The organism is Streptomyces sp. NPDC002386 (assembly GCF_053593175.1).
This window is the reverse complement of record NZ_JBSFBX010000003.1, coordinates 1-12,540: the sequence shown is the minus strand read 5'-3', so window position 1 is coordinate 12,540 and position 12,540 is coordinate 1. Positions and strand designations below refer to the sequence as shown.

At 71.2% G+C, this 12,540-nt stretch carries 11 protein-coding genes; 10 read left to right on the top strand and 1 reads right to left on the bottom strand.

Translation table 11 applies throughout. From position 1 onward, the window contains the following. The first annotated feature begins 67 nt into the window (after window positions 1–67). The 9 genes from ACWCPN_RS07110 (at window position 68) to ACWCPN_RS07070 (ending at window position 11,234) form a co-directional block, all read left to right on the top strand. Window positions 68–376: a hypothetical protein gene (locus tag ACWCPN_RS07110; protein WP_014673544.1), complete on the top strand. Its 309-nt coding sequence runs from the start codon at window positions 68–70 to the stop codon at window positions 374–376. Window positions 377–544: 168 nt separating this feature from the next. Beyond that, complete coding sequence (locus tag ACWCPN_RS07105) at window positions 545–1,363, top strand: hypothetical protein (protein WP_451203081.1); 819 nt, start codon at window positions 545–547, stop codon at window positions 1,361–1,363. Further along, window positions 1,353–2,684 (top strand): hypothetical protein, encoded by a 1,332-nt coding sequence (locus ACWCPN_RS07100; RefSeq protein WP_451203079.1) that lies wholly within the window; start codon window positions 1,353–1,355, stop codon window positions 2,682–2,684. The genes ACWCPN_RS07105 and ACWCPN_RS07100 overlap by 11 nt, the downstream gene beginning before the upstream one ends. Window positions 2,685–2,698: 14 nt before the next feature. Continuing rightward, on the top strand, window positions 2,699–4,237 hold the full coding sequence (locus ACWCPN_RS07095) for an SCO6880 family protein (RefSeq protein WP_451203803.1): 1,539 nt from the start codon (window positions 2,699–2,701) through the stop codon (window positions 4,235–4,237). 14 nt (window positions 4,238–4,251) lie between these two features. After that, complete coding sequence (locus ACWCPN_RS07090; protein WP_359548950.1) at window positions 4,252–5,664, top strand: ATP-binding protein; 1,413 nt, start codon at window positions 4,252–4,254, stop codon at window positions 5,662–5,664. Between the two features lie 12 nt (window positions 5,665–5,676). After that, entirely contained in the window at window positions 5,677–7,182 is a 1,506-nt protein-coding gene (locus ACWCPN_RS07085) for a type VI secretion protein (RefSeq protein WP_451203077.1), read from the top strand. A gap of 376 nt (window positions 7,183–7,558) precedes the next feature. Then, on the top strand, window positions 7,559–7,996 hold the full coding sequence (locus ACWCPN_RS07080) for a hypothetical protein (RefSeq protein WP_451203075.1): 438 nt from the start codon (window positions 7,559–7,561) through the stop codon (window positions 7,994–7,996). Then, window positions 7,993–10,086 (top strand): bifunctional polysaccharide deacetylase/glycosyltransferase family 2 protein, encoded by a 2,094-nt coding sequence (locus ACWCPN_RS07075; RefSeq protein WP_451203072.1) that lies wholly within the window; start codon window positions 7,993–7,995, stop codon window positions 10,084–10,086. Before ACWCPN_RS07080 ends, ACWCPN_RS07075 begins: the two co-directional genes overlap by 4 nt. Next, window positions 10,083–11,234 carry an LCP family protein gene (locus tag ACWCPN_RS07070; protein WP_451203069.1) on the top strand — a complete coding sequence of 384 codons (1,152 nt, stop codon included), beginning with the start codon at window positions 10,083–10,085 and terminating at the stop codon, window positions 11,232–11,234. Before ACWCPN_RS07075 ends, ACWCPN_RS07070 begins: the two co-directional genes overlap by 4 nt. Window positions 11,235–11,249: 15 nt before the next feature. Here ACWCPN_RS07070 and ACWCPN_RS07065 read toward each other — a convergent pair whose 3' ends face one another. Beyond that, window positions 11,250–11,810, bottom strand: a complete 561-nt coding sequence (locus tag ACWCPN_RS07065; RefSeq protein WP_451203067.1) for a GNAT family N-acetyltransferase — start codon at window positions 11,808–11,810, stop codon at window positions 11,250–11,252. Between the two features lie 82 nt (window positions 11,811–11,892). On the opposite strand from ACWCPN_RS07065, the gene ACWCPN_RS07060 reads away from it, so the two are divergent. After that, window positions 11,893–12,441: an isochorismatase family protein gene (locus ACWCPN_RS07060; RefSeq protein ID WP_451203065.1), complete on the top strand. Its 549-nt coding sequence runs from the start codon at window positions 11,893–11,895 to the stop codon at window positions 12,439–12,441. Window positions 12,442–12,540 lie beyond the last annotated feature (99 nt).

Here is a 12,540-nt window from a genome sequence, read left to right as displayed (position 1 = left end):
AGAATGGACCTGACCTCTGCACACCGCAGGGGGCTTGCGGAACTACCCACCAGGGGCGGTGACTTACATGCTCTTTGCGGCCGACAAAGGAGACATCAACACCATCATCGGCGGGATCGCTCCGGACTGGGGCCCGTTCGGCAGCCTGGGCAACGAGGCCAAGGTGATGATCGAGGTGGTCATGGCCGTGGCCATCCTGCTCTGCCTCGGCATCGCGGTCTGGGGAGCGGCCAAACAGCGGATCGGCGCGACGGCCCTGCGGGACACCTTCAGCGCGGAACAGGGCAAGGGCCTCATCATCGCGGGCCTCACCGGGGTGTTCATCATCGGCTCGCTCGGCACACTGTTCACGATCGTCTACGGCATGGCGGTCTGACACCCCCTCCACCGCCGGGCCGGCCCGGCCGTCCCCTCCACCCCACCCACCCGTCGTGCCCACCGGCTGAGGTTGCGTTTCCCTGATGTCGAGTCACCACACCGCGCCCGCGCGGGAACCAGCACGGCTACCGTCGTATGTCCACGACGTGGAGGGGGCCTACCCGGCATGAGTCCCGGAGACGAGCAGGGTTACACCGAGACGGGCCAGACCCGTACCCGCCTGCCCGGCGGCGACCCCTACGGCGGCGCGCCCCGCAGAACGGGCCGCTCCTCCTCCCGGGGCCTGATCACGGTCGTCGGCGTGGTGGTCCTCCTCATCGCGGCGATCGCCTTCGCGAACCGGGGGGACGGCTCCTCGGGGGACGGCTCCGCCGACAAGGGCGACCGCCCGAAGGCCGCGGCCACGGCGGCGAGCGGCACGAAGCCGGTCGACACCGGCTCCACCGGCATCCCCTCGGGCTTCGCCCACACGGAGCAGGGCGCGCAGAGCGCTGCCGCCAACTATGCGGTGGCGCTGGGGTCGGCCGAGATGTTCAACAAGAACAAGCGTGACTCCGTCCTCCAGGCCATCATGACCCCGTCAGCGGTCACGAGTTCGAAGGCCGCGATGGACAAGGCGTACACCCCCGACTTCAGTCAGAGTCTCGGCCTGTACGCGGACGGCACGGCACCGAAGGGCTACACGTTCGTCTCGCGCACGAGCCCGATCGGTACGAAGGTCACCGAGGCGAGCGGTGACGCCGCCACCGTCGAGGTCTGGTGCAGCGGACTCCTCGGCCTCGCGGGCGACAAATCCACCAACCCGGTCACCAACAGCTGGTTCACCATCTCGATGAAACTCGAGTGGGCCGCCGGCGACTGGAAAATCATCACGCACTCCCAGCAGGAGGGCCCGGCACCCGTCCCCGGCGACGACAAGGCCTCCAGCTCGGAAGACATCTCGAAGGCCGTCGACGAGTACGGAGGGTTCACCTATGCCCGCTAACCGCCGCGTACTCACCCTGGCTGCCGCCGTCACGGCCGTGCAGACGGCAGCGGTCCTCACGGCGACGCATGCCTTCGCCGCGCCCTCACCGTCGCCCTCGCCGGCGAAGAGCGACGACGCCTGTGACCTGATTCACGGCGCCGCCAAACAGTTCTGCGAGAAGGACAGCGGCGGCTCCAAAAAGGGCCTCACCACCCCCGACAACCCCCTCACCTCCACCCTCGACCCCCTCTCCTCCCTCGGCAAGGGCTGCGCCGACGCCGCGTCGTGGACCATCGGCAAGCTCAGTGACGCCGTCAAGGAGACCGCGAACGTCGACTTCACGAACACCAAGTTCCTCCAGCAGTACGCCGTGGTCTTCGCCGCCTCCACGATCCTCACGCTGCTGCTGTGGCTGCTGGCCGTCGCCAAGCGGGCGGTCCGCGGCGTACCGCTGACCACCGCCATCTCGGAGGCGGTGGGCTTCCTGTGGCTGACGGTGCTCGCCTCCGCCTTCACCCCGCTGATCCTCTACACCGTCGTCTCCGCCGCCGACGGCGTCACGGACGTCCTCGCCAAGGCGACCGGCGACCAGACCGACACGTTCTTCGGCACCTTCTCCGGAGCCCTCGGCAAGGGCGACGACATCGGCGGCGGACCGATCATGCTGATCGTCGTCTCCCTGGTCAGCATCCTCGCCGCCGGCATCCTCTGGCTCGAGCTGGTCATCCGCGCCGCCCTGCTCTACGTCGGCGCCCTGCTCGGCACCGTCGTCTACGCCGGCCTGGTCGACAAGAACCTCTGGGGCCACGTACGGCGCTGGGCCGGCATCATGATCGCCGTCATCCTGGTCAAGCCCGTCATCGTCATCGTGCTCGGCCTCGCCGGCGCACTGGCCGGCGACAACGGCCCCGACGCCTTCTCCGCCGTCGTCTCCGGCCTCGCCATCATCCTGCTCGCCATCTTCGCCAGCGCGATGATCTACCGCTTCGTCCCCGGCTTCGGCGACGAGATCGCCGGCTCCCGCAGCAACCGCATCATGCAGGGCGCCGAGGGCAAGGCCGCCGCGGTGATCAGCTCCCCCGCCACCCTCGTCGCGCAGGGCATCAAGACGCACAGCACCCGCGCCGACAACAACGGCTCGGGCGGCGGCTCCAGCAGCGCCCGCCCCGCCAACCCCGCCTCCGGCGGCGTCGCCGCCCACAGCGGCCGTACCGGACAGGGCGGCGGAGCAGTCCCCTCCGCCGCGCCCGCGCCGCGCGCGCCCAGCCCGGTCAACACCCCGCACGCCGGCAACACACGCAACAGCAGCAGCAATCGCTCAGGAGGTGACGGGCGTTGACGACCGAGTCCCACATGTCCCATCCGGTCACGCCCCGCCGTACGTATCTGATCGGCCGCGCCCGGCCGAACGCGATCATCGGCCGCAACCGCGAGTCCGGCGAGATCGCGCTGATCGTCGCCGGCGCGTTCCTCGGCATGATGTGCGGCCTCCTCGTCCCCGTCCTGTCCCTGCGGATCGTGCTGCTGACGGGCTTCCCGCTGCTCGCGCTCGCCGCGGTCTACGTGCCGTACAAGCGCCGCACGTTCTACAAGTGGTTCGAGATCAACCGCTCGTACAAGCGCACCGTCAAGCGCGGCACCACCTACCGCTCCGGGGTGGTCGAGGCCGGCACCCGGCTGGACGGCCGGGAGGTCGAGGTCGGGCCGCCGCCCGGCATCGGACGGATCACCTGGCTCGCCGCGCCGTTCGGACCCGATGAGATCGCCGTGCTCCTGCACGCCGACCGCAAGACCGTCACCGCCGCCATCGAGATCGAGGGCCCCGGTGTCGGCCTGCGCGACTCCGAGGACCAGGAGGCCCTCGTCGACCGGTTCGGCACGCTGCTCAAGCACGTGGCCAACGGCGACGGCTTCGTCACCCGGCTGCAGATGCTCGCCCGCACCCTGCCCGCCGATCCCGACGCCCACGCCAAGGACGTCACACTGCGCGGCGACGACAAGGCACCCGACTGGCTGTCCCGGTCCTACGACCAGCTCCAGTCCATGGTGTCCACCAGCAGCGAGCAGCACCGCGCCTACCTCGTCGCCTGCATGCACTACGGCCGCGAACTGGCCGCCGAGGCGCACGCCATGGCCCGGGCCGTGCGCGCACACGGCGGCAAGGTCGACCGGGACGCCGGACTCGCCGTCGTCATGGCCCGTGAGCTGACCGACATCTGCTCCCGGCTGCAGGAGGCCGACATCCGTGTCCGCCAGCCCCTCGGGCAGGGCAGACTCGCCTCCCTCATCCACTCGATGTACGACCCGGACCACCCCATCGACCACATCCAGGCGATGACCCAGCGCAACGCCTGGCCGGCCGAACTCGACGCCATGGAGCCCACCTACCTCCAGGCCAAGACCCGCGAGTCCGCCACCCGCGCCCCCTGGTGCCACGCCACCGCCTGGGTGAAGGAGTGGCCGATGACCCCCGTCGGCGTCAACTTCCTCGCGCCCCTGCTCGTCCACACCCCGGACGTCATCCGAACGGTCGCGGTGACGATGGATCTCGAGCCCACCGAGGTAGCCATCGAACGCATGCTGACCGAGAAGACGAACGACGAGGCGGAGGCCTCCCGTGCCGCCAAGATGAACCGCACCGTCGACCCGCGCGACATCGCCGCCCACAACCGCCTGGACCAGCGGGGAGAAGACCTCGCCAGCGGCGCGGCCGGCGTCAACCTGGTCGGCTACATCACCGTCTCCGCCCGGTCCCCGGAAGCCCTCAACCGCGACAAGCGGACGATAAGGGCCTCCGCGGGAAAGTCGTACCTGAAGCTGGAGTGGTGCGACCGCGAGCACCACCGGGCCTTCGTGAACACACTTCCCTTCGCCACCGGCATTCGAAGGTAGGGGCTGATGCGCTGATGCGGGACCCGCTGTCCGTCCTCACGGAAGCCTTCACGTCCTTCCTGTTCGGGAAGGTGGAGACGACCCGGCTGCCGGTGCGCACCTCCACGGGCCAGGCCCAGGCGGTCTATCTGCCCACCGCCGCGCCCGGCCTCGGCGACTCGGGCGTCATCATCGGCCGCGAGGTGTACTCCGGGAAGGGCTACATCTACGACCCCTTCCAGCTCTACGGCCAGCAGTTGCCGGCCCCCCACTGGCTGGTGCTCGGCGAGTCCGGCAACGGCAAGTCGGCCCTGGAGAAGACGTACGTCCTCCGGCAGCTCCGCTTCAAGGACCGCCAGGTCGTCGTCCTGGACGCCCAGGGCGAGGACGGCGTCGGCGAATGGAACCTGATCGCGGAGGAGCTGGGGATAACCCCCATCCGCCTGGACCCGACCGCGGCCCTGAACCACGGCATCCGGCTGAACCCCCTGGACCCCTCGATCACCACCACGGGCCAGCTCGCGCTGCTGCGGACCATCATCGAGGTCGCGATGGGGCACGGCCTGGACGAACGCTCCGGCTTCGCCCTCAAGGTCGCCCACTCCTACGTCAACGAGTCCATCGTCGACCGTCAGCCGGTCCTCACCGACATCGTGGAGCAACTGCGGCACCCCGAACCGGAGTCCGCGGAGGCGATGAACGTCGCCATAGACGACGTACGGGCGTGGGGCCTGGACGTCGCCCTGGTCCTGGACCGGCTGGTCGACGGTGACCTGCGGGGCATGTTCGACGGCCCGACCACGGTCGGCATCGACCTGGACGCCCCGCTGATCGTCTTCGACCTGTCCCACATCGACCGCAACTCCATCGCCATGCCGATCCTCATGGCGATCGTCGGCGTGTGGCTGGAGCACACCTGGATCCGCCCCGACCGCAAGAAGCGCATCTTCCTCGTCGAAGAGGCCTGGCACATCATCAACAGCCCGTTCGTGGCGCAGCTCTTCCAGCGGCTGCTGAAGTTCGGGCGCCGGCTCGGCCTGTCCTTCGTGGCGGTCGTCCACCACCTCTCCGACGTGGTGGACGGCGCGGCGGCGAAGGAGGCGGCGGCGATCCTGAAGATGGCGTCGACCAGGACGATCTACGCCCAGAAGGCCGACGAGGCCAGAGCGACGGGCCGGGTCCTCGGCCTGCCGCGCTGGGCGGTCGAGATCATCCCCTCCCTCACCCCCGGCATCGCCGTCTGGGACGTCAACGGCAACGTCCAGGTGGTCAAACACCTCGTCACGGAGACCGAGCGCCCGCTGGTCTTCACCGACCGCGCGATGACCGAGTCCTCCAGCGACCGGGCGGCCGACGACGCCCTGCGCGCCGCCGAACTGGAGGCCGAGCAGCGGGCGGCGGCCTTCGTGGAGCAGCACCTAGGCGACTCGGAATCGACGGTGGCGTAGGGGGAGGCTGGAGTGAGACCGGACGATCGCCGTGACACCCGCCGCGAGGGCCAGGGCGGAATCCCCGACGGGCTGCTGATCGGCATACTCGCCTTCCTCCTCGGCATCACCGTGCTGGTGTGGACGGCCACCGGTCTGGCGGCCCTGTTCGCCCACGGCGCCTGGCCGGACGGTGTGACGTTCACCCGCACGGCCCTGGCCATGCGCCACCTCATCGGCAAACCGCACGACCTGCCCGGCGCCTGGCCGGACACCCCCGCCGCCCAGCTCTCCGGCTGGGGCCTGTTCTGGGGCCTGTTCATCGGCCAGCTGATGATCCTGCTCGTCCTCACCCTGTTCGTGATGGGCGCGGTGGCGAGATGGCGGGCGGAGAAGACACGGCGCGCCGCCGAGCGGGCAACGGCGCCCGCCGCCGCTCCCGCCCCGGCCGCCGTCCCCCTCGTTCCCGCCGCTCCCGTGGTCGTTCCCGTGCCCGAGGCGGTGCCGGAGCAACGGCACGAGGCCCCGGTACCGCACACCGGGCCCGCTCCACAGCCTGTGGAACAACTCGTCGGCGCCGGCGCCCCGACGGCCGGCCGGGAGGCGCCGGACGGCGAGGGCGCGGTGCGCTACGGCACTCCCGCGACCCGGCACACCGCCGCGGTCCAGGCCGTCCAGGACGCCACGGGCCCGGCCCTGGTGGTCACCTCGAACCCCGCCCTCTGGGCGGAGACCAAGGACGCCAGGTCCAAACTGGGCCCCGTCCACCTCTACGACCCCACCCACCTCTGCGACACCCCGAGCCGCCTCCACTGGTCCCCCACCAGCGGCTGTGAGGACAAGGAGACGGCGCTGAACAGGGCCAAGGGCCTCCTCGGCCCCGTCCGGCCCACCGCCAAGCTCGACCAGGCCGTCGCCGACACCGCCACCACACTGCTGCGCAGCTACCTGCACGCCGCCGCCCTGGACTCCCGCACCGTCCGCCACGTCCACCGCTGGGCCCAGGGCATCCAGGTCCAGGACGCCGTACGCACCCTCCGCACCCACACCAAGGCCGCCCCCGGCGCCGCCGGCGAGCTCGAGGCCGCCCTCACCGCGTATCCCGAGCGTCGGGACATGGCCCAGGAGTTGATCAGCAGGGCGCTGTCCGCCCTCTCCACCGTCAACATCCGCGAAGCCTGCACCCCGAACCGAAGTGATGCCCTCGCCCTGGATTCCTTCGTCCACGAAGGGGGCACGCTCTATGTGGTCGGTGAATCCATCGAGGACCCCAGGACCCAGCCAGGCGCGATGCCCCTCCTGACGGCCCTCGTCTCCAGCGTGGTCGAGCACGGCCGGCGCATGGCCGAACGGTCATCCTCCGGTCGGCTCGACCCACCACTGACCCTGGTCCTGGACGACATCGCGGCCGTGGCCCCCCTCCCCCAGCTCCCCGATCTGCTCGCCGCCGGAGCCGGCCAGGGCATGCCCGCCCTCGCCCTGCTCCGCTCCCGCGAACAGGCCAGAGCCCGCTGGCCGCACCAGGAACTGCCCGCCTGACCGGCAATCCCGGGACGCGTTCCAGGACACCCGCCGCGACCGCTGTGGAATACGCCTCCCGATCAGGGGGGTGCCCGGAAAGTTTCTGCCGAGTAGGGTCGTAGGCCGTGTGATTTGCCGGTCGCTCCGCCCTGAAGTATCCCGGCTCCCCCACGAGTTGGGTGCGGGTACGCGTACCGGCGCCTCACACGGCGCAGTACGGCGGACCCCCGGGTCCGTCCCCCCACCACAACAGCCGCGTCCGCGCGGCCACAGATCAGGAGCAACCCGTGCACGGCACCCCCCACATAGCCAGCACACCGAGCGAAGGGCGCTCCGCGCCCCCGGCGCCCGCCGACGACGGACGCCCCCGCGTCCGCAGCGGCAGGGCGCTCTCATGAGGCGGCCGACGTACTCCACAGCGCCGACGATCAAGGTCCGGACCACTCCCGGCTGGCAGTACCACCACGGACCCGGCACCCACCCCGCACAGCGGCCCCGGACGCCTGCGCCCGAAGTCCACCGGCGCCCCGTCTTCATCGACCACACCGGACGGCGCCGCAGGGCGCTGCAACTCGTCTCCCTCAGCGTGGGACTGGCCTGCTCCGGCTACCTGCTGTTCGTCGGCGCACTGGTCGGCGGACTCATGGAACCGATGGGCTCGGCCCCACCCCGTACCCACGGACCGGCCCCCGCCGGCCACGACACCCCCGGGCCCGCCGGCAGCCCCGCCCACGCGCACCACCCCTCCCACGCCCCGGACCCCGGCCACCACGACGTCGCACAGAGACGTGCGCCCCGGCTCCGGGCGGAGGGCGGAGGCACCCCCCGGTGAGCCCGCACGCCGACGTACGACGTCCACCCCGCGGACACTGGCTGCTGCTCCTGCTCTCCCTGACGGTCGTCGCCGTCACCCTGGTCTGCGAGGGCTGGACCACCCACCAGGTCGACTCCGCACGAGCCAAACAACCCTGCACGCGGCCCATACCGCGCACGGCCGACGACGGGAAACCGGTGCTCCGCTTCGGCCCGTCCGGCGTCGAGACCTCCGGCATGCCACCGGGCACCGCCGCCCTCACCTTCGAAGGCGGCCCCGACCCGGTGTGGACGCCACGCCTGCTCGACCTGCTGCGCCGCCACCACGCGCGGGCGACGTTCTTCGTCCACGGCGACGACGCCGTCCGCCACCCCGCCCTCCTGCGCCGGATCGTCCGCGAGGGCCACGAGGTCGGCTCGTACACGTACACCGGCGGCGACCTCGGCACCGCCTCGCCGTTCCGGGCCCGCGCCGAACTGGCCCTCACCCAGACCGCGCTCGCCGGCGCGGCCGGCATCCGCACCACCCTGCTGCGGCTGCCGCACACCACGGCCGCGGACACGCTCTGCGGCCCCGAGTGGCAGGCGGCGCGGCGCGCGGAGGACCAGGGCTACCTCGTGGTCGCCTCGGACCACCCCACCCGCAAGCCGTGGCAAGGGGTGATCACCCGGTACAGCCACACCGACCTCGGCTACCACGAGGCGCGGGCGCTGCTGCGGGACCACCGGGTCGCGAGGTTCACCACCGTCAGCGGCGGACTCGGGCGCCCCTCCTTCGTGTCCCGCGTCCCCGCGGCCCAGCGCGTCAGGGGCCAGGGGCTGATCTGGTCGGTGCGGATCGGCCACGTCTTCACCACCGTGATGGCGTGGACCCTCGCCGTCGCAGGCTCGCTCGGCGTCCTGAGGCTGCTGCTGCTCAGCGTGTTCGCCCGCGTCCACAAGCGCCGCGTGCACACCTTCCGCTCCGGCACCCCACGCCTGCGCCCGGTCACCGCCCCGGTCACGGTCCTGGTGCCCGCCTACAACGAGGAGGCCGGCATCGCCTCCACCGTGTACTCCCTGCTCGCCTCCACCCATCCCCGGCTGGAGATCATCGTCGTCGACGACGGCTCGACGGACTCCACCGCCCGTATCGTCGAAGCCGTCGACGACCCCCGGGTACGGGTGATCCGCCAGCCGAACAGCGGCAAGCCGCGGGCCCTCAACACCGGCCTGGCCCACGCCCGTCACGACATCGTCGTCATGGTGGACGCCGACACCGTCTTCGAACCCGAGTCGCTGTCCCGGCTGGTCCAGCCGCTCGCCCACCCGTCCGTCGGAGCGGTCAGCGGCAACACCAAGGTCGGCAACCGGCGCCATCTGCTGGGCAAGTTCCAGCACCTGGAGTACGTCAACGGCTTCAACCTCGACCGGCGCACCTTCGACGTCCTCGAATGCATGGCGACCGTCCCCGGCGCGATCGGCGCCTTCCGCAAGGACGCGCTGATGGGCATCGGCGGTGTCAGCGACGAGACCCTCGCCGAGGACACCGACCTCACGATGGCGCTCTGGCGGGCCGGCTGGCGCGTCGTCTACGAGGAGTCGGCGGTCGCCTGGACCGAAGTGCCCAGCACTCTGCCCCAGTTGTGGCGACAGCGCTACCGCTGGTGCTACGGCACCCTGCAGTCGATGTGGAAGCACCGCCGCTCGCTCACGGAGATCGGCCCCGCCGGCCGCTTCAGCCGCCGCGCGCTGTCGTACCTCATGGTGTTCCAGATCCTCGCGCCGCTGTGCGCACCGGTGATGGACCTCTACGCGCTGTACGGCGTCCTCTTCCGCGGGCTCCTCCCGTCCCTGGCGGTCTGGCTCGGCTTCCTCGCCGTCCAGACGGCCACCGCCGCGTACGCGCTGCGGCTGGACCGGGAACGACTGCGCACCCTGTGGGGGCTGCCGCTCCAGCTCTTCGTCTACCGGCAGCTCATGTACCTGGTGGTCGTCCAGTCCGTGATCACGGCACTCCTCGGCACCCGCCTGAAGTGGCACAGCATGCACCGCTCCGGCACCGCCGATCCGCTCCTCCAGGAACCGGCCGTGGAACGGCCCCGACGGCAGGGGGTGGCCTCCGCATGACGGTGAACACGGCACAGCCCACCGGACCCGAACAGGAGGGCCCGGCCACGACCGCCCCACCGGCCGGGCGGGCCGGACACGGCACCGACACGATCGCCCGGTTCTCCGGGCGGCCCAGCTCCCGCTACGCCCCGCGGCGCGCCCACGCCCGCCAGGCGAAGCGGAAACGGCGCAAAGCGCGGCGCTGTCTGCTGGCCCTGCTCGTCACCGCGGTCACCGCGGTCGGCGGCACCTACGGATGGGCCGAGGCCGAGCTCAACCGCGACGTGGACCTGAACGCCTACGGACACCGCCCGCCCCCGGGCGAGGGCACCAACTACCTGGTCGTGGGCTCCGACAACCGCGACGGGCTGTCGTCCGAGGAGGTGGAGAACCTGCACGCCGGCGGTGGCGGCGGCCGCCGCACGGACTCGATGATGATCCTGCACACCGGCGCGCACGGCGCGACCATGGTGAGCCTCCCCCGCGACTCCTGGGTCGCGCTGCCCGGCCGGCTGGACCCCTCGACCGGCAAGACCCTGCGCACGGCCCGTGACAAGCTGAACGCCGCCTTCTCCTACGGCGGCCCCGAGCTGCTCGTGAACACCGTCGAACGCAACACGGGCCTGCGCATCGACCACTACGCGGAGATCGGCTTCGGTGGCTTCGTGCACATCGTCGACGCCGTCGGAGGCGTCCCGATGTGCCTGTCCCGCGACGTCAGGGACGAGAAGTCGGGTGCCGACCTCCACAAGGGCTGCCAGACGCTCTCCGGCAGCCAGTCCCTGGCCTTCGTGCGCGAGCGGCACCAGGAGGCCAGGGGCGATCTGGACCGCACGCAGAACCAGCAGAGGTTCCTCTCGGCGCTCGCCCACCGGGCGGCACGGCGGGACACCCTGCTGGACCCCTCCGCCATGTACCCGGCGGCCCGGGCGGGGCTGGACAGCCTGGTCGTCGACGACGGCATGCACCTGCCCGAACTGGCAAGGCTGTTCCGGGCGATGCGAACCGTGGCCGGCGGCCGGGTCAGGCACATGAACGTCCCGGTCGCCGGCATCGGCGTCCCCACCTCCAAGGGGAACGTGGTGACCTGGGACAGGAAGAAGTCGCGCCGGCTCTTCGCCGAGCTGCGCGGCGACCGCCCGGTCACCGGACCGGATCCCAAGTAGGCCGCGGCGGGCTGGTCACCGCTCCAGCACGAACTCCAGCTCGTTCTCGGCCTCGTCCTTCGAGAACGACACGACCAGCCCGCTCGGCCCGAACCCCGCCTTGCGGTAGGCGCCCTGGGCCCGCGCGTTGTCCGCGTGCACGAACAGCCGCACCCGGTCGGCACGCTGCTGCCAGGCCCAGGAGACACCGGCGTCGAACAGCTTCTTGATCAGCCCGTTGCCCCGGTGCTCCGGCCGGACGAACACCCCGACCACATGGCCCTGCCGCCGCTCGACCGGATACCCGGCCCAGTCCGTCGTCCCGGCCTGCTCCAACAGCACGGTGACCGTGCCGGCCCATGTCCCGTCGGGCGCCTCGGCGATGAACTGCTGTGCGGTGCCGGACCCTTCACCGGACCCGATCGCCCGTTCCTGGTAGAAGGAGTCCGGCCGGGCCAGGGCGTCCTCGTAGGTCTCGAGGAAGGCGATGTGCGCGACCGGGTCCCGCAGCGCGTCCAGACGCAACTGCTTCACGGCCGCCCACTCCTCGGGGCGTATGGCACGGACGACGTAGTCATCGCTGGTGGGGGTACTCATGCGGCCACGCTAGCCTCGCCCGTCACCGCCCTCACCCGATATACGGGCGTGCACTGTCGGTGCCTGGCTCTACGGTGGCCCCATGACCACGCTTCCCGAACGACCCAACACCGCACTGCTCGTCATCGACGTCCAGAACGGCGTGGTGGCGGATGCCCACGACCGCGACGGCGTCATCGCCAACATCGACATCCTGATCGGCAGGGCCCGCGCGGCTGACGTGCCGGTCATCTGGGTGCAGCACTCCGACGAGTATCTGAAGGAGGACAGCGAGAGCTGGGCCTACGTCCCCGAGCTGGCCCGCCTGGACACCGAGCCGCTGGTCCCCAAGAGCTACGCGGACTCCTTCGAGGAGACCCGCCTGGAGGACGTGCTGGCGGAGCGGAAGGTGGGCCGGCTGCTGGTCACAGGCGCCCAGACGGACGTGTGCATCCGCTCCACCCTGCACGGCGCGATCGTCCGCGGCTACGACGCGACCCTGGTCGCCGACGCCCACACCACGGAGGATCTGAGCGAGTACGGCGCTCCCGCCCCGGCGCAGGTGATCGCCCACACCAACCTCTACTGGGAATCCCACAAGGCCCCCGGCCGGCAGGGCGGCACCGTGAAGACGGCGGAAGTCACCTTCTGAAGGACCCGGAACGCAGAAAACCCCCGCATCTTTCGATGCGGGGGTTTTCCCAATGATAGTTCGGCGGCGTCCTACTCTCCCACAGGGTCCCCCCTGCAG

Coding starts and splice junctions, on each gene's coding strand:
- ACWCPN_RS07105 (WP_451203081.1), top strand. CDS start 545: ATGAGTCCCGGAGACGAGCAGGGTTACACCGAGACGGGCCAGACCCGT.
- ACWCPN_RS07110 (WP_014673544.1), top strand. CDS start 68: ATGCTCTTTGCGGCCGACAAAGGAGACATCAACACCATCATCGGCGGG.
- ACWCPN_RS07065 (WP_451203067.1), bottom strand. CDS start 11,810: ATGAGTACCCCCACCAGCGATGACTACGTCGTCCGTGCCATACGCCCC.
- ACWCPN_RS07090 (WP_359548950.1), top strand. CDS start 4,252: ATGCGGGACCCGCTGTCCGTCCTCACGGAAGCCTTCACGTCCTTCCTG.
- ACWCPN_RS07070 (WP_451203069.1), top strand. CDS start 10,083: ATGACGGTGAACACGGCACAGCCCACCGGACCCGAACAGGAGGGCCCG.
- ACWCPN_RS07080 (WP_451203075.1), top strand. CDS start 7,559: ATGAGGCGGCCGACGTACTCCACAGCGCCGACGATCAAGGTCCGGACC.
- ACWCPN_RS07100 (WP_451203079.1), top strand. CDS start 1,353: ATGCCCGCTAACCGCCGCGTACTCACCCTGGCTGCCGCCGTCACGGCC.
- ACWCPN_RS07060 (WP_451203065.1), top strand. CDS start 11,893: ATGACCACGCTTCCCGAACGACCCAACACCGCACTGCTCGTCATCGAC.
- ACWCPN_RS07095 (WP_451203803.1), top strand. CDS start 2,699: ATGTCCCATCCGGTCACGCCCCGCCGTACGTATCTGATCGGCCGCGCC.